The organism is Nocardiopsis coralli, from assembly GCF_014892575.1.
Lineage (GTDB): Bacteria > Actinomycetota > Actinomycetes > Streptosporangiales > Streptosporangiaceae > Nocardiopsis > Nocardiopsis coralli.
Map to the genome: position 1 here is coordinate 29778 of NZ_JADBGI010000006.1, position 16177 is coordinate 45954.

General features: G+C 72.6%; 13 protein-coding genes and 1 pseudogene. 7 read left to right on the forward strand and 7 right to left on the reverse strand.

From position 1 onward, the window contains the following. Positions 1-21 precede the first annotated feature (21 nt). Together IDM40_RS08060 and IDM40_RS08065 are read left to right on the forward strand one after the other, a co-directional pair. On the forward strand, positions 22-1059 hold the full coding sequence (locus tag IDM40_RS08060; protein WP_193121310.1) for an ATP-binding cassette domain-containing protein: 1038 nt from the start codon (positions 22-24) through the stop codon (positions 1057-1059). Beyond that, positions 1056-1844 carry an ABC transporter permease gene (locus tag IDM40_RS08065; RefSeq protein WP_193121311.1) on the forward strand — a complete coding sequence of 263 codons (789 nt, stop codon included), beginning with the start codon at positions 1056-1058 and terminating at the stop codon, positions 1842-1844. The genes IDM40_RS08060 and IDM40_RS08065 overlap by 4 nt, the downstream gene beginning before the upstream one ends. On the opposite strand, the gene IDM40_RS08070 is transcribed toward IDM40_RS08065, so the two are convergent. The 3 genes from IDM40_RS08070 to IDM40_RS08080 are packed head-to-tail and all read right to left on the reverse strand — an operon-like array spanning position 1831 to position 4065. Then, positions 1831-2586 (reverse strand): ABC transporter ATP-binding protein, encoded by a 756-nt coding sequence (locus tag IDM40_RS08070; protein WP_193121312.1) that lies wholly within the window; start codon positions 2584-2586, stop codon positions 1831-1833. The two genes, IDM40_RS08065 and IDM40_RS08070, sit on opposite strands and share 14 nt — an antisense overlap. Before the next feature lie 11 nt (positions 2587-2597). After that, a complete protein-coding gene (locus IDM40_RS08075) occupies positions 2598-3521 on the reverse strand; it encodes a hypothetical protein (protein WP_193121313.1) in 924 nt (307 codons plus the stop codon). Position 3522: 1 nt separating this feature from the next. After that, positions 3523-4065, reverse strand: coding sequence for an RNA polymerase sigma factor (locus IDM40_RS08080; protein ID WP_193121314.1), 543 nt, complete (start codon positions 4063-4065; stop codon positions 3523-3525). A gap of 140 nt (positions 4066-4205) precedes the next feature. On the opposite strand from IDM40_RS08080, the gene IDM40_RS08085 reads away from it, so the two are divergent. Then, on the forward strand, positions 4206-4997 hold the full coding sequence (locus IDM40_RS08085) for a VOC family protein (RefSeq protein ID WP_193121315.1): 792 nt from the start codon (positions 4206-4208) through the stop codon (positions 4995-4997). A 320-nt stretch (positions 4998-5317) separates the two neighbouring features. Here the strand turns inward: IDM40_RS08085 and IDM40_RS08090 are convergent, their stop codons facing one another. Continuing rightward, positions 5318-5671: an MmcQ/YjbR family DNA-binding protein gene (locus IDM40_RS08090; RefSeq protein ID WP_193121316.1), complete on the reverse strand. Its 354-nt coding sequence runs from the start codon at positions 5669-5671 to the stop codon at positions 5318-5320. Positions 5672-5707: 36 nt separating this feature from the next. After that, complete coding sequence (locus IDM40_RS08095) at positions 5708-7351, reverse strand: ABC-F family ATP-binding cassette domain-containing protein (RefSeq protein ID WP_193121529.1); 1644 nt, start codon at positions 7349-7351, stop codon at positions 5708-5710. A gap of 362 nt (positions 7352-7713) precedes the next feature. Between IDM40_RS08095 and IDM40_RS08100 the strand changes: the two genes are divergently transcribed. The 3 genes from IDM40_RS08100 (at position 7714) to IDM40_RS08110 (ending at position 11401) form a co-directional block, all read left to right on the forward strand. Continuing rightward, complete coding sequence (locus IDM40_RS08100; protein ID WP_193121317.1) at positions 7714-8577, forward strand: arylamine N-acetyltransferase family protein; 864 nt, start codon at positions 7714-7716, stop codon at positions 8575-8577. A gap of 287 nt (positions 8578-8864) precedes the next feature. Then, positions 8865-10388: a serine hydrolase domain-containing protein gene (locus tag IDM40_RS08105; protein ID WP_193121318.1), complete on the forward strand. Its 1524-nt coding sequence runs from the start codon at positions 8865-8867 to the stop codon at positions 10386-10388. Positions 10389-10540: 152 nt separating this feature from the next. Beyond that, the gene (locus IDM40_RS08110; protein WP_193121319.1) at positions 10541-11401 is read left to right on the forward strand and encodes a class I SAM-dependent methyltransferase; all 861 of its coding nucleotides are present in this window, start codon (positions 10541-10543) and stop codon (positions 11399-11401) included. 38 nt (positions 11402-11439) lie between these two features. Here IDM40_RS08110 and IDM40_RS08115 read toward each other — a convergent pair whose 3' ends face one another. Both IDM40_RS08115 and IDM40_RS08120 read right to left on the reverse strand, forming a co-directional pair. Then, on the reverse strand, positions 11440-12174 hold the full coding sequence (locus IDM40_RS08115) for an SDR family NAD(P)-dependent oxidoreductase (RefSeq protein WP_193121320.1): 735 nt from the start codon (positions 12172-12174) through the stop codon (positions 11440-11442). Continuing rightward, entirely contained in the window at positions 12171-12905 is a 735-nt protein-coding gene (locus tag IDM40_RS08120) for an SDR family NAD(P)-dependent oxidoreductase (RefSeq protein ID WP_193121321.1), read from the reverse strand. The genes IDM40_RS08115 and IDM40_RS08120 overlap by 4 nt, the downstream gene beginning before the upstream one ends. 282 nt (positions 12906-13187) lie before the next feature. Between IDM40_RS08120 and IDM40_RS08125 the strand changes: the two are divergent. After that, a pseudogene (locus tag IDM40_RS08125) lies at positions 13188-16154 on the forward strand (Tn3 family transposase); the annotation flags it as partial. Positions 16155-16177 lie beyond the last annotated feature (23 nt).

The window sequence follows — 16177 nt, forward strand, 5'->3', positions numbered from 1 at the left end:
GGGACACCACAGGGGAGGGACATGAACACCGACCACGACCCGCCCGGGCCGGAGGCCGCCGCGCCGGCGGTCCGGGTCCGCGGGCTCACCAAGACCTTCGGCGGCCACAGGGCGCTGAAGGGGATCGACCTGGACGTGCCCGCGGGCCACGTCCTCGCCCTCCTGGGCCCCAACGGAGCGGGCAAGACCACGGCGGTCCGGGCCATCACCACCCTCACCCGGCCCGACGCCGGCACGGTCGAGGTGGCCGGGCACGACCTGCGCAGGAACCCCGGGGGCGTGCGCGCCAGCCTGGGCCTGTCCGGGCAGTACGCCGCCGTCGACGAACGCCTCACCGGGCACGAGAACCTGCGCATGGTCGCGATGCTCTACGGCATGGGCCGCAAGGAGGCCCGCCGCCGTTCGTGGGAGCTGCTGCGCCGGTTCCGTCTGGACGACGTCGCGCACCGCCGCGCCGGCCACTACTCCGGGGGCATGCGCCGCCGCCTCGACCTCGCCGGGGCGCTCATCGCCGACCCGTCCGTGGTCGTGCTCGACGAACCCACCACCGGCCTCGACCCGCGCGGACGCATGGACACCTGGGAGGTCATCGGCGGGCTCGTCTCCGGCGGCACCAGCGTCCTGCTCACCACCCAGTACCTGGAGGAGGCCGACCAGCTCGCCGACAGCATCGCCGTCATCGACCGGGGCGAGGTCATCGCCCGCGGTACCGCTGACGAGCTCAAGACGCGTGTGGGCGGCGAGCGCCTCGAACTGGTCGTGGAACACGCCGCCGACCTGGAGACCGCCCGCGCCGCCCTGCTGGTCGCCGGTTCCGGACCGCCCGACAGCGACCCGCAGGCCCGGCGCGCGCGGGCCGCGGTGACCAACGGCCGCAAGGCCCTCGGGGACGTGCTCACCGCCCTCGACGAACAGGGGGTACCCGTGCTCGACGTGGCCCTGTGCCGCCCGACCCTCGACGACGTGTTCCTGGAACTGACCGGACACCACACCGGGGACGACGGGGCGGACGCCGGCCCCGACGCCGGCGCCGACCACGGCGGGGAGGCCCGGCCATGACCCTGCTCCGCGAAGGGGGTGTCGTCGCCTGGCGCAACCTCCTCAACATCCGCCGCAACCCCGGCTCCCTGGTGACGGGGGTCGTGCAGCCGGTCATGTTCGTGCTGCTGCTCGCCTACGTCTTCGGGGGCAGCCTCGGCGGGGACGCCTACCGGGAGTTCCTCGTCGCGGGGATCCTCGTGCAGACCCTGACCTTCGGCACGTCCCTGACCGCGATCGGGCTCGCCAACGACCTGCACAAGGGGCTCGTGGACCGGTTCCGTTCGCTGCCCATGTCCCGGATGGCGGTGATCCTGGGACGCACCACCTCCGACCTGGCGGTGAGCGCCCTGTCCGTCGTGGTCATCGTGGTGTGCGGGCTGCTCATCGGATGGCGGGTGAACGGGACCCTGACCGAGGCGCTCGCGGCGTTCGGCCTCCTGCTGCTCTTCGCGTTCGCGGTCTCGTGGATCGGCGCGGTCATCGGCCTGACCGCCCGGAGCGTCGAGGTCGCCCAGAGCCTGGGGCTGATCTGGCTGTTCCCGGTCACGTTCGTCTCGGGCGCGTTCGTGTCGATCTCCGCGATGCCCGCACCGTTGGCTGCCGTCGCCGAGTGGAACCCGGTCACCGCGACCGCGACGGCGGCCCGGGAGCTCTTCGGCAACGCTCCCCCGCCCGGGCTCGCCCCGCCCGAGGGGTGGCCGGCCGAGAACGCGCTGCTGTACTCGTTGCTCAGCTCCCTGGTGATCATCGTGCTCTTCGCGAGCATCGCCCTGGTGCAGTACCGGCGCATCAACCGCCGGTGAGGCGTGGCCCGGCCGCCCTGTGGCCCAGCAGCGCGGCGTAACCCTGCTCGAGGTCGCGGCCGTCCGGGGCCGCCCGGGCCAGCGCGGACGCGGGGCCGGTGAAGGCGACCGTCCCCGCGTCGAGCAGGCAGACGCGGTCGCAGAGTCGGGCGGCGTCGTCCAGGGCGTGGGTGGAGAGCACGACGGTGGTCTCCCGGGCGAGGCCGGCGACCAGTCCCCGGAACCGGTGCCGGTGCACAGGGTCGAGCCCCGAGGTCGGTTCGTCCAGCACGAGCAGCCGGGGGCCGCCGATCAGGGCCTGCGCGAGCCCGGCCCGCTGCAGCGCGCCGGCGGACAGGGCGGCGGCGCGGGTGCGGGCCTGCGGGCCCAGGTCGAGCCGTTCGAACACCCCGTCCACGCTCGCGGCCCTCGAGCGTGCGTCGGGGGCGCCCTTGAGCAGCGCCGTGTTGTCGAGGTTCTCCCGCACGGTCAGGTGCGGGTAGAGCCCCGGTTCCTGCGGCATGTACCCGACCAAGCGGCGCACGGCCCGCCTGCCCCGGCCGGTACGCAGGTCGTGCCCGCCCACGGTGAGGGTCCCCGAGCGCGGCCGGAGCAGGCCTGACACCAGCCGCAGGAACGTGGTCTTGCCTGCGCCGTTGGGTCCCAACAGGCCGAACACCCCGCCCCGCACGTCGAGGTCGATCCCGTCCAGCGCGGCCCGGCCCCAGTAGCGGTACCGCAGTCCGGTCGCGGTGATCTGCATGTTCGGACCCCTCAACCCGCGCTGCGGCCGGGCCGGGCGACCAGCCACGCGGCGCCGGCCAGCGCCAGGGCCGCGACCGCCGACGCCGCCGCGAGGTCGGACCACAGCGGCGCGGCGACCGCCGTGACCGGACTCTCCGCCGGGCCCCACCGGAGCACGACCACGGCCACCGCCCAGGACACACCCCCGAGCACGAGCCCCACCGCGGGTGAACGCCACACGGTCCCGAATACGGTCAGCGCCGCGCCCAGCAACGCGGGCGGGAACCAGGAACCCACGAGGTCGGGGAAGGCCCCTGCGCCGGGCAGCGCCCCGGCCAGCGCCGAGACCCCGGCACCCAGCGCGAGCACCGTGCCGAGCACCAGCACCAGGCGGGCGCACCACACGGCCAACGGTGGTACGAGCACCGCGTGGAGCGCCTCCTTGCCGGGGTCCCTGCCCGGGTCGCTCGCCACCAGCCCGGCGACCGTGACCAGGCCGACCGTCACCGCCTCCACGTACGGCGCGGCCGGGACAACGGGGAGCAGGAGCAGCGCCAGGGCCAGCACGGCGAACCCGGCGACCACCGCCGAGGCCAGGGCGGCCGGGACGAGGCGGGCCTGCCGCAGGGTCACCGCCGCGGCCAGCCGTGCCGCACGCGCGGGGCCGACCCGGGGCGCGGGCACCGGCTCGGGTCGGGGTTCTGGTTCGGGGACGGCCCGTTGCGCCAGGCGCGGGGCGATCAGGGCGTCGAAGGACGGCACCGCGGGCGGCGGTTCCTGGTGCTCCTGTGTGCGTAGGACCGTGGCGATCCGGGCCTGCGCACGCACCCGGTTCCCGCAGTCCGCGCACCCGGCCAGGTGGGACCGCTGCTCGGCGGACAGGTCCGGCGCGTCCGTCCCGCTCGCGGCGGCCCGGGTCACGGCCTCGTCGTCCACGTGCCGGTCGTGCTCCATGTCAGCTCACCCACTCCCCCGGAAGCTGCGCGGCCAGTATCCGCCGCGCCTTGGCCATTCGGCTCTTGACCGTTCCCACCGGAACCCCCACCACTTCGGCGATGTCGGCGTAGGGCAGCTCCTCGACGAGGGCGAGCACGACGACGTCGCGGTGGGTCTCCGGCAGCCGGCCGATCGCCGCGAGGATCGTGTCGTGCCCGGCCGAGGCCAGGACCTCGCCCTCGACGTCGGCGCTCTCGTCCACCGGCTCGGGGGCCTCGTCGTACTCGACGGTCGGGGGATCGCGGCGCCGCAGCCGGTTGTGCGCCTGGCGCCGGGCCACCCCGAGGATCCAGGCGCGTACCGAGGAGGCGCCCCGGTAACCGTGGGCGGAGGTCCAGACGGCGATCCAGGTCTCCTGCAGGATCTCCTCGGCCGTGCCCGCGTCGGAGGTCAACCGCCGCAGCAGCCGGAGCACGGCCGCGGCGTGGCGCTCGTACAGGGCACGCAGCGCATGATCGTCCCCGGCCCCGACCCGCTCGAGCAGGCGGCCGTCACCGTCCACGTCCTCACCCCCGGGCTCTGGATCCGCTGGGATCCTACTCCGCCGGGAACGCCCGTGCTTGTCGAAGTTTTGCCGGGACGAACCCCGGACTGTCGGTGGCGGGGAGCACACTCGTGTGCGTCACCCAAGGAGGCGCCACCATGCTCACCACCAACTACCTCGACGGTTCCCCGAGCTGGATCGAACTCAGCACCAGCGACATCGACGGGGCCATGGAGTTCTACGGACGTGTGCTCGGCTGGGAATCGGAGTCCGCGGGCCCCGACACCGGCGGGTACCGCATGCTGCGGTCGGACGGTGCGGTCGTGGGCGGGGCCGGGCCGCTCATGGCCGACGACCAGCCCGTGGCCTGGGAGATCTACTTCACCACCCCCGACGTGCGCACGACCGTGCGCAGGGCCCAGGAGCTGGGCGCCTCCGTGTACGTCGAGCCGATGGACGTCATGGGGCTGGGGCACATGGCCTACCTCGCCGACCCGCAGGGCGGCGGGTTCTCCCTGTGGGAACCGGCGAGCTTCCCGGGGATGGAACGCACCGACGTGCCCGGCTCCCTCATGTGGACCGAGCTGTGGACCCCCTCCGCGCAGGGGGCGAAGGACTTCTACGGCACGCTCTTCGGCTGGGAGTTCAACGACATGTCCATGGGCGACGGCGCTGTGTACAGCACCGTGCGCCCGCACGACACCGGTGAGGAGCGCTACTTCGGCGGGGTGATGAACGTCGACCCGGCGGACCTGCCCGCCACCGAGGGCGCCGCCGACTGGCACCCGGTCTTCCACGTCACCGACTGCGACCGGGCGGCCTCCGCGGTCACCGACGGCGGCGGGCAGGTGTACATGGGCCCGGAGGACGCGACCGGCGTCGGGCGGATCGCGGTGTGCGCGGACCCGTACTCCGCAGGGTTCGTGCTGCTGACCCCGGACCCCGGGTGACCCGGGCGCCGAGAACGCATGGCGCGGCCCCTCGGGCCGCGCCATGCGCAGGGCCGGCGAGGCACGCAGCTCCGGCGCGCAGCCTCAGCACTTGCCCATGAAGTACAGAAGGACGTCGGTCCCACGCGCGCCGACGGAACGTGGACCTCACCCCGCACACGTGCGGCTCGACCGGTGCCGAGGAGCCGACGGCGCGCGGTCCCCGGTCCCGGTCCAGGACGCCGGGCCCGGTGTTCGGAGACCGTCAGCGCGTGCCCCGAGGGCCCTCTCCCCCGGTCCACACGACAGGCCTGTCGACCCCGAGGGCCTATCTGCCCGTGTCATGCGCCGGGCAGGGGCGGACCACTGCGATCCCGCACACGCCGTGGCGCCCGGGCGTCCCAGGCCTCGGTGAGGAGCTCGCCGAGCTCCTCACCGCCGACCCGGTCCAGCCGTACGAGCACCGAGGCGTGCCCGGCGTAGTGGTCGGTGGTGAAGAAGGTGTCCGGAGCGCTGTCCAGCAATACCTGCTTCTCCCCCTGGTCGGCCCGCCAGCAGACGAGCACACCCGGTTCCTCGTGCATGCGCGCGAAGATCCGGCCGCCCGCGTAGAAGGCCGGGGTCCCGTAACAGGGCTTCTCCGTCACCTCGGGCAGGCCCATCGCCAGCCGCCGCACGTCGTCCTCGGTACTCACGGTGTCTCCTCCCTGTCCGGGGAACTGCTCAGGGTCCTACCCCCGAGCGGGGGCCTGGGCCTGTTCCGGCACCGGTTCGACCGCCAACCGTTCCCAGTCCCCGACGTCGCGCTGCAACTGGCGGTCGTGCGTGGCCAGCACCACCGCGGCGCCCGTGGCCCGCAAGCCCTCGGTGAGCTCGTCCACCAGCGTGATCGACAGGTGGTTGGTGGGTTCGTCGAGCAGCAGAACGTGCGGGCGCGACGCGAGCACGAGCGCCAGGTCGAGGCGGCGCTGCTGCCCCATGGACAGCTCCCGCAGCGGCTTGTTCACGTCCGCGGACGCCAACAGACCCAGGGAACTCAGCGAGAGCCCCTCCCGGTCCCGCAGCACCCCGTCGCTGACCAGCCGTTCCACGTGTGTCTCGAACACGTGGCGTGCGCTGCGGTCACCGGCGTGCGGGGACTCCTGCGCCAGCAGCCGCACCCGCGCCGTGCGGGCGGTGTGCACCCGCCCCCGCGTGGGTTCGACCGTGCGGGCCAGGACCTTCAGGAGCGTCGACTTGCCGGCGCCGTTCGGTCCGGTGACCACGAGCCGCGAGCCCGAGTCCAGCGACACCGTCACCGGCCCGTGCAGGCGGCCCTCCACCGCGACCTCCTCGGCGCGCAGCAGGGTCACCCCCGAACGTTCGGGCAACTCCGGCATCCGGAACCCCATCGGCGGTGGCGGCATGTCCACCGCGTGCGCCTCCAGGTCCTCACGCCGCCGGTGCACGGCACGCACCAGCCCGCCGGCGCGGGTGGCCCGCTGGTGTTTTCCGGTCCCCTTATCCGGACGCCACCCGCTCACGAGCCGGTTCTGCGCCGCGGAGAGGTCCTGCGCGAGCCTGGCGTGCTCGGCCTGCTGCTTCTCGTACTCGTCGGCCCAGCGCTCGCGTTCGGCGCGCCGGCCCTCCACGTATCCGGCGAACCCGCCCCCGTACACACGAGGCAACCCGTCGCGGCTGGGGTCGAGGTCCAGGACGGTCGTGGCCACGTCCGACAGCAGAGCACGGTCGTGGCTGACCAGGACGACCCCGCCGCTGCGCCCGCGCAAGCTCCGGGTCAGGAAGTCGAGCCCGGCCGCGTCGAGGTGGTTGGTGGGTTCGTCCAGCAGCAGGAAGTCGTGCGCCGCACCGAGCAGGCACGCCAGCCGCACCCGGTACCGCTGTCCGACGGAGAGCTCCGTCAGCGGGCGGGAGCGGTCGGTGACGGCGCCGAGGTGCTCCAACGCCAGGTCCACACGGCGGTCGGCGTCCCACGCGTCGAGGGTCTCGGCGTCGCTCAGGGCCGTTTCGTAGCGTTCCACGGCCGCGGGGTCGCCCCCGGCCAGGCCCTCCGCGGCGGCGTCGAGCTCGGCCAGGGCGCTGCGGGCGTCGGCGAGCTCGATGTCGACGAGGTCGCCGACGGTGCGGCCCTCGACCACGTCGATCTCCTGCTCGGCGACGCCCAGGGTCCCGATGCGCCGGACGGTTCCGGTGTCGGGTTCGAGCACCCCGGCGAGGATGTGCAGGAGCGTGGACTTGCCGCGCCCGTTCTCGCCCACGATCCCCCAACGGGAGCGCGGGGTGACGGTGAGGTCCGCGCCGGACAGCACGGTGCGTCCGCCGCGGTCGATGCCGATGCCCTGCGCGGTGAGCTGGGCGTTCTCGCCCGCGGGCATGGCTGTTGATCTGAGCCTGAGGGTCATCTGTTCCTCCGAACAGAGCTGTGCCCCGGAGGTTTGCTCGACGGGGTGTGCACGAGCTCTGCGAGCCGACGGTCGGCCCCGGTCAGCGGGGCCAGGACATGCGTCGTGCACCCGCGGCCACGTGGTCGTGTTGGCGGGCGCTGCGGCTCTGATCAGAGGAAGAGAGGAAGATGCACGGCTCCACTCTACGCGCCCGCCCCCGACCCGGACCTGTGCGATCGGCCATACCGTCCCGCAGGGAAGGCCCCGGTCCCGTTGCCGGTTGACCTGACCGGAGCCCGGTCCCGTTTGTCAGGAGGACGGTCATCAGCACACCCACCCCGGCCGACGCGCGGATGCATGACACCACCGTCGCCTCGGCCCACGAACGCGCACAGGATCCCGCCAACGGCTGGCGCGGCGAGGCGCTCGACCTCGACGCCTACCTCGCACGCATCGGATACGACGGTCCGCTCCGCCCCGACGCCGCAACCCTGGCCGCCGTGCACCGGGCCCACACCGGCGCCATCGCCTTCGAGAACGCCGACCTCATGCTGGACCGGCCGATCTCCCTGGAGGTCGAGGACCTGCAGGCCAAGCTGGTCGACCGCAGGCGCGGCGGTTACTGCTACGAACAGAACCTGCTGCTGGCGGCCGCCCTGGAGCGCCTCGGTTTCCGCGTGCGCGGCCACGCGGCGCGGGTCCGGGTCGGCGGAGGCGTGCGTCCCGCGACCCACATGCTGTTGACCGTCGACCTCGGCGACGAGGGCCGGATGGTCGCCGACGTCGGTTTCGGGGGCGGCGGACCGCTGGAGCCGATCCCGCTGCGCGACGGGGCCGAGGTCCGACAGGGGCGGTGGCTGTTCCGGCTGCGCCACGAGGGCGGTGTGGCCTGGGGTCTGGACACCGCCGCCGGGGCACAGTGGAACGACGTGCACGGGTTCACGGACACACCCTTCCTCCGCTCCGACTACACGATCTTCAGCCACTACCTGTCGACGCACCCGCGCTCGCCCTTCCGTCGGCGCCTGGTCGTGCAGCGCAGCGAGGACACCGTGCGCCACACCCTCACCGGGACACGGCTGACGGCGCAGTACCCCGACGGGACGACGACCACCCGCGACCTGGACCCGCGCGACGTGTCCGCGGTGCTGCGGGACGTCTTCGGCATCGAGCTCGACGACGGCGAGGCCTCGGCGCTGGCTGCCGCCGCGGGATGAGCACCGGCGGTCCTGCGTCCGGGCGGGACCGCCCGGGACCGCCCGGGGCCGCCCGGGGCCGATGAGGGGCCGGGGTCGACCTGGAGATCTCCCTGGCTCCGTCCCTGAAAAACGGGTCGTGGTCCGGCCGCAGGGCCCGTGCCCCCTTCCGGGTTCCACGCATGCGGGTGGCACACACGTGCTGGTCACGGCCGGGCCCCGCCGTCAGGGATCCCCCCGAGGCCGGGTTGCGGGGCGCTCTGTGCACCGCCGTTCGCGGCCCGGCGACCGCGTGTAGCTTCACGGCCATGGCACAACGGGGTTCACGCAGAGGCACCGCACTGGTGGCCGGTGCCGTGGTCGCGGTCCTGCTCACGGCGCCGGCCGCGGCGGCCGCTGCGGCTGCCGAGGGCGGTTCCGACGACCGGCCCGGCAGCCTGGAGGTCGACCGTTTCGTCGAGGGCCACATCGACCGGCACGGGCTCGCGGGGGTGTCGGTCGCCGTGGTCCGCCACGGGGAGATCCTCCACGCGAAAGGGTACGGACACGGCTCCACCGGGGCCGAGGTCACCGCGCACACCCCGATGCCGCTCGCCTCGGTGTCCAAGTCGGTCACGGCCATGGCGGTGCTGCGGCTGGCCGAGGACGGCGACATCGAGCTCGACACCCCGGTCGGGGAGTACCTGGACGGGTTCGACCCGGCCGACCCGCGCGCCGAGGAGATCACCCCGCGGCAGCTCCTCGACCAGACCTCGGGGATCACCTCGCACGGCCTGTTGAGCCCCGACCGCCAGGAGATCACCACGACCGAGCAGGCCGCGGACGTCATCGCGGGCATGGAGCTCGGCGCCGACCCCGGAACACAGCACGAGTACCAGAACGGCAACTACTGGCTGCTGGCACGGCTCGTCGAGACGGTGAGCGGGGAGCCCTTCGGTTCCTACCTCGACCGCGAGGTCTTCCGGCCCCTGGGCATGGAGGACAGCACCTCCGTGGACACCGCCGACGCCTTCGCCGGGGTCGACGGTACGGCACCGGGCCACGTCGACCTGTACGGGTTCCCGGTGCCCCGCGAGGAGCCGCCCGACTTCGTGGCCGGCTCGGGCAACGCCGTGTCGACCGCCGAGGACATGGCCCGGTGGCTGGTACCCCACACCAACGGCGGACGGTCCGTCACCGGCGAGCCGTTCGTCGGCGTGGACACACTCACCGAGGCGCTCACCCCCTCCGACCCGGCAGGGCGTTACGGGTTCGGCTGGCGCCACGTGCCGGGCGAGGGCCGGGTGGCGCACGGCGGCGCCCTGTTCGGCCACCTCTCGTACCAGACCGTCACCGACGACGGACTGGGCGTGGCCGTGCTGAGCAACACCCTCACCACCTCGTACGACACCGCCCAACCCCTCGCCGTGGGGCTGGGCGACCTCTTCGAGGGCCGGTCCCCGGAGAGCCCGATCCCCTACCACCGGATCATCGACGCGGTCCTGGCGGGCCTGACGCTCCTGAGCATCGCGCTGGGTGTGCGCAGGCTGCGCCTGGCCGGCGTCTGGGCCGAGCGGCACTCCGACCGGCCCACCTGGCGGCTCGCCCTCCGGCTCGCGCCCCGCCTCCTCCCGACCCTGCTCGCCTGCGGTTTCGCGGCGGCCGCGGTCGCAGGCGTGGCCGTCGTCGGCGCCTCGCCCCGGACCGTGGCCGCCATCGCCGCGGGGACGTTCTGGCCGCCGTCGTTCACGGTGTGGATGGTGGTCGCGGCGGCGTTCGGCCTCGCGACGGTCGCGCTCCGGGTGCACCGCCTGCGCAGCGCCCGGTCGCAGGAACCGTCCCCGGAGGGCTGAGGGGGTACCGGCGCTCTCCGCCCCCGGGCACCGATGAAAGACCGGCGAAAGAACGGCCCCCGATGCTGGTCCCAGGAGGAAGGAACCGGTCCCGGCGCGTGCGAGACCGTGTCGGGACCGGGCCACCACCGGCCCCAGCGGAGGGACCACCCATGAGCGAGGACACACGCACCCCCGACACGACCGTGGACGGGGACCCGGTCTACGTCATGGCGCGGAACAGCGCGGAGACGCAGCGCCTCATCGACCAGGCCGCGTTCCGTGAGCCCCTCACCCGCCGCCTGTTCGAGGACGCCGGGATCGCCCCGGGCATGCGCGTCCTGGACCTGGGTTCCGGCGCCGGCGACGTGGCGTTCCTGGCCGCGGAGATGGTCGGCCCCACCGGCCGGGTTCTCGGGGTGGACACCGACCCGGAGGTCCTGCGTACCGCCCGCGCCCGCGCCGAGGCGGCGGGCCTGGACCACGTCGACTTCACCGTCGGCGACCTGCGCACGGTCGACCCGGGCGAGCGCTTCGACGCGGTGATCGGCCGCTTCGTGCTCATGTACCTCGCGGACCCGGCGGACGGGTTGCGCCGCGTCGCCCGGCACCTGGCCCCGGGCGGGACGCTGGCGCTCATGGAGGTCAACTGGCGCCCGGAGTCGATGATGGCCTTCCCGTCCACTCCGCTCTGGGAACAGCTCTGGACCTGGATGTGCGAGACGGTCGAACACGCGGGCGTGGAGAAGAACATGGGGTTCAAGCTCCACCACGCCTTCACCGAGGCCGGGCTCCCGCGCCCGCGGAGCACGTTGCAGGCGGCGATCGCCGACGGCGACGACACCGACGCGCACCTGTACGCGGCGCACACGCTCCGGGGCCTGATGCCGTTGATGCTGCAGTACGGCGTCGCCACCGAGGAGGAGGTCGGCATCGACAGCCTCGCCCGCCGGCTCCAGGCGGAGACGCGCGCGGCGGGCAGCATCCTCAAGATCACCGACGTCGTGGGCGCGTACACCCGCCTCCCGGGCTGACGACACCCGCCACGTCGTCAGCCCGGTGGCCCCTCACCTCACGGCAGGCTCAGCTTCGACATCCGGCCGCCGTCGACCGGGTAGACCTCACCCGTGACGAAGGAGGCCTCCTCGGACGCCAGGAAGGCCGCGAACGCGGCGACCTCCTCCGGCTTCCCCGAACGGTCCACCGGGTGGATCCTCCCGATACCCCGCCGGAAGGCGTCCGGATCCGGCATGCCCTCGACGAACTCCAGGTTGAGGTCGGTGTCGATCCAACCCGGGGCCACGGCGTTGCACCGGATCCCCTCGTGCCCGTGGTCGACCGCCACCGCGCGGGTCAACCCGTGCAGCCCGGCCTTGCTCGCGCAGTAGGCCGCGTGGCGGGGGTTGGAACCCAGCCCCTCGATCGATCCGACGTTGACGATGTTGCCCCGGGTCCGGCGCAGGTGCGGAAGCGCGGCCCGGATCAGCAGGAACGGGGCGGTCAGGTTCACCGCGAGGCTCCGCTGCCAGTCCTGCGCCGACATCTCCTCGACCGTCGCCTCCTGCATCATGCCCGCGTTGTTGACGAGCACGTCCAGTTGCCCGGCGCGCTCGATCACCTCGGCCACGATGCGGTCCGGGCTCTCGGGGTCGGTGAAGTCCGCGGGCACGGCGTCGAACTCGTCGTCGGGGCCGCGCTGCGCGGTGAGGACCGTCGCGCCCTCGTCCCGCAGCCTCCGGGCAACGGCCCGGCCGATGCCCGACCGTCCCCCCGTCACCAGCGCGACCTTGCGCTCGAACCGGCTCATGCGACCGCCTTCCCGCCGTTGACCTCCACCAGCGCACCGCACATGTAGCGGGCCGAGTCCGAGGCGAGGAACAGCACCACGTCGGCAATGTCGCCCGGTTCGGCGATCCGTCCGAGGGGCACGGTCGCCCCCAGCTCCGCCACGGCCGTGTCGGGGTCGAAACCGCGTTGGGCGAAACCGCTGCGCAGCATCGGTGTGTTCACCTCGTTGGGGCACACCGCGTTGACACGCACGCCCTGCGGCGCGTGGTCCATCCCCATGCACTGGGTGAGGGAGGCCAGCGCCGCCTTGGTCATGGTGTAGAGGGCGTGGTTCGGTCCCGGGGCCTTGCCGCCCCAGCAGGAGGAGACGTTGACGACCGCACCCCCGCCGTCCGCCGCCATCAGGGGGATCGCGGCCCGGCACAGGCGGAAGGGGGCCTCGACGTTCACCCCCATGGACAGGGACCAGTCGGCGTCCGAGGCGTCGGTGACGGGCCCTCGTGTGATGACGCCGGCGTTGTTGACGAGGATGTCGAGCCCGCCCAACGCGTCGCGCGCGGCCGTTGCGAGCCCGTCGGTGTAGGCCTGGTCCAACAGGTCGCCGGGCAGGTGGGCCTCGGCCTCGATGCCGCTCACGTCCCGGTCCGCCACGACCACCCGTGCGCCCTGGGCACGGAACCGTTCCACGACGACGGTGCCGACACCGCCGGCCGCACCGGTGACGAGTACGTTCTTTCCGGAAAAGCTCAAATCTGTACCTCCCCTGGGATCAAACCACCTCGAAGGCGACGCTCCCCAAACCGGCGAAGCGCCCCTCCACCGTCCCGGGCCGATCCATGGGGACCGCGCGCAGGCAGCTGCCGGGCAGGATCACGTCGCCGGGTGCGAATTGGGGTGTCGGTAAGGAGCGTGTCACCAGGTGCCAAGTAACCCGCGAGTAACTTACGGGTTCTCCGGACAACCAGCCCCAGCGCCCCGGAAGATCGTGGATAGCCGGGCGTACCGCTCGGCCAGGGACACGAGCGGGCAGGGGACGGTCGGGTGGCGCGTGATCTGGACCTGGACGAACTCCTCGACGCCTTCACCCTCACCGCCGACGAGTTGAGGCTGCTGCGGAACAAGTCCGGGGCGACCCGGCTCGGGTTCGCGCTGACCCTGCGTTTCCTGCTCTGGCGCGGCCGGTTCCCGCGCGGCCGCGGTGAGGTGCCCGACAACGCCGTCGTCCACGTGGCCAGGCAGGTCAAGGTCGAGCCTTCCGAGATCGCCTTCTACGACTGGCAGGGGCGTTCGGCCAAGCGGAACCGCACCGAGATCCGCGAGTTCACCGGCTTCGGCGAGTGCTCGGTTCCCGACGCCGAGAAGGTCACGCTGTGGTTGGCCGAGAACGTGTGCGACCAGGAGCGCAACCCCGACCGGGTACGCCAGCGCCTGCTGGAGCACTGCAAAGAGGAGCTGATCGAGCCGCCGGAGAAGACCCGCATCGAGCGGATCGTGCGCTCGGCGCTGAGCCAGGCCGAGGATCAGATGATGGCCCGCGCGGTGGGCGAGGTGCCCGCCGAGGTCGTGGAGCGGATGCTCACGCTGATCGGTCAGGCCAGCGACGACCCCGACGAGGCGCCGGCGGCAGGGGAGGGCCCCGAGGTGTATGCGCGGATCAAGGACGCCCCGGGCAATGTCAGCCTCAAGACGCTGATCGCGGAGAAGACGAAGCTGGAAGCGGTGCGCGCTGTCGGGGTGCCGCACCGGGCCTTCGCGCGCCTCCCGGCCACGATGGTGGCCGCGTGGCGGGACCGGGCCGCGGCCGAGGCTCCCTCGCACCTGCGCGGCCACCCGCACCAGATCAAGGTGTGCCTGCTGGGAGCGCTGCTGTTCTCACGTGAGCGGGAGATCACCGACACCCTGGTCGATCTGGTGATCTCGACCGTGCACAAGATCAACGCCCGCGCGGAGAAGGTCGTGACCGCCGAGTTCGTTCGCGACCTCAAGCGGGTCTCGGGCAAGGAGGACATCCTCTTCCGGATCGCCGAGGCGTCCGTGGGCTCGCCGGAGTCGCTGGTGCGCGAGGTGGTCTACCCGGCCGCCGGCGGTGAGCAGACGCTGAAGGACCTGCTGGCCGAGTTCCGGTCCAAGGGCACCAGCTACCGCCAGCACAAGCAGCGGGTGTTCAAGTCCTCCTACTCCAACCACTACCGCGTGGGGCTGCTCCAACTGCTGGACGTGCTGGAGTTCCACTCCTCCAACGACGTGCACCGCCCGCTGGTCAAGGCCCTGGAGCTGATCTGCCGCTACCGGGAGGTGGCCAACAACCGCCCCTACTACGACGCCGGTGAGCACGTCCCCGTCGACGGGGTGATCCCCTTCGAGCTGCGCGAGCTGCTGCACCGCACCGACCAGCGCGGCCGGGTGCGGGTGCTGCGCACCGTCTATGAGTGCGGGGTGTTCCAGAGCCTGCGCGAGCAGTTGCGCTGCAAGGAGATCTGGGTGGTGGGCGCGGACCGGTGGCGCAATCCGGATGAGGACCTGCCCGCCGACTTCGCGGACAAGCGCGTGGAGAACTACCGGAAGTTGAACCAGCCCCTGGATCCGGATGAGTTCATCGCGCGCCTGCGCGGCGACATGGTGACCGAGCTGGCCCACCTCAACGACGCGCTGCCCCGCCTGGGGTGGGTGGAGGTCGCCGAGCGCAAGGCGGGGGCGATCAGCCTGACGCCGTTGGAGGCGCGTGCTGAGCCGCGCAACCTGCGCAGGTTGAAGAAGGCGGTGCGCGCCAAGTGGGGTGTGGTCCCTTTGCTGGACATGCTCAAGGAGACCGCGCTGCGCACCGGGATGCTGGAGGCCTTCACCGGGGTCGGCACCCGCGAGGCCATCACCACCGAGGAGCTGTGGGAGCGGCTGATCCTGGTGATCTACGCCTATGGCACCAACACCGGGCTGCGTCGGGCGGCTGCGGGCGAGCACGCCTACTCCGAGGACGACCTGCGCTACATCCGGCGCCGCTACTTCACCATCGAGGGGGCCCGGGGCGCCGCCCGCGCGATCGCCAACGCGACCTTCGCCATCCGCTCCGAAGCGCTCTGGGGGCAGGGGTCGACCGCGGTGGGGTCGGACTCCACGCATGTGAAGGCGTTCGACCAGAACCTGTTCACCGAGTGGCACTCGCGGTACGGGGGCCGGGGTGTGCTCATCTACTGGCACATCGAGGAGCGGTCGATGGCCGTGCACTCCCAGTTGCTGTCGTGTTCGGCCTCGGAGGTGCACGCCATGGTGGAGGGGGCGATGCGGCACGGCACCTCGATGAACGTGGAGGCCAACTACGTCGACTCCCACGGCCAGTCCGAGATCGGGTTCGGTATCACGCGGTTGCTGGGGTTCAAGCTGTTGCCGCGCATCAAGCAGATCAACCGGGTCAAGCTCTACCAGCCCGACCGCGGCGACCTGGAAACCTACCCGCTGTTGCGGCCTGCGATGACCCGGCCGATCCGCTGGGACCTGATCGCCCAGCAGTACGACCAGATGATCAAGTACGCCACCGCGATCCGGCTGGGCACCGCCTCCACCGAGGCGATCCTGCGCCGCTTCACCCGGGCCGCCTCCCACCCCACCTACGCGGCGATGCTGGAGGTGGGCCGGGCCGAGAAGACCGCGTTTGCGGCGCGCTACCTGCGCGATCGCGATTTGCAGTACGAGGTGGGGTCGGGGCTGAACGTGGTGGAGAACTCCCACGGCATCCACGGCGAGATCCTCTACGGCAAGACGGGGGAGCTGTCCTCCAACCGCCGCGAGGAGCAGGAGTTGACCATGCTCGCCCTGCACATCCTCCAGGCGTGCCTGGTGTATGTGAACACGCTGATGCTCCAGCAGGTGCTGGCCGAACCCGAGTGGGAGAACACGCTGACGGCCGAGGACCGGCGCGGGCTCACCCCGCTGTTCTCCTCGAACATGAACCCCTATGGCGACATCCGTCTGAACATGGGCAACCGCCTGGCCCTGGGTGGATGAGACCGAGACGGTGTCCGGACCGG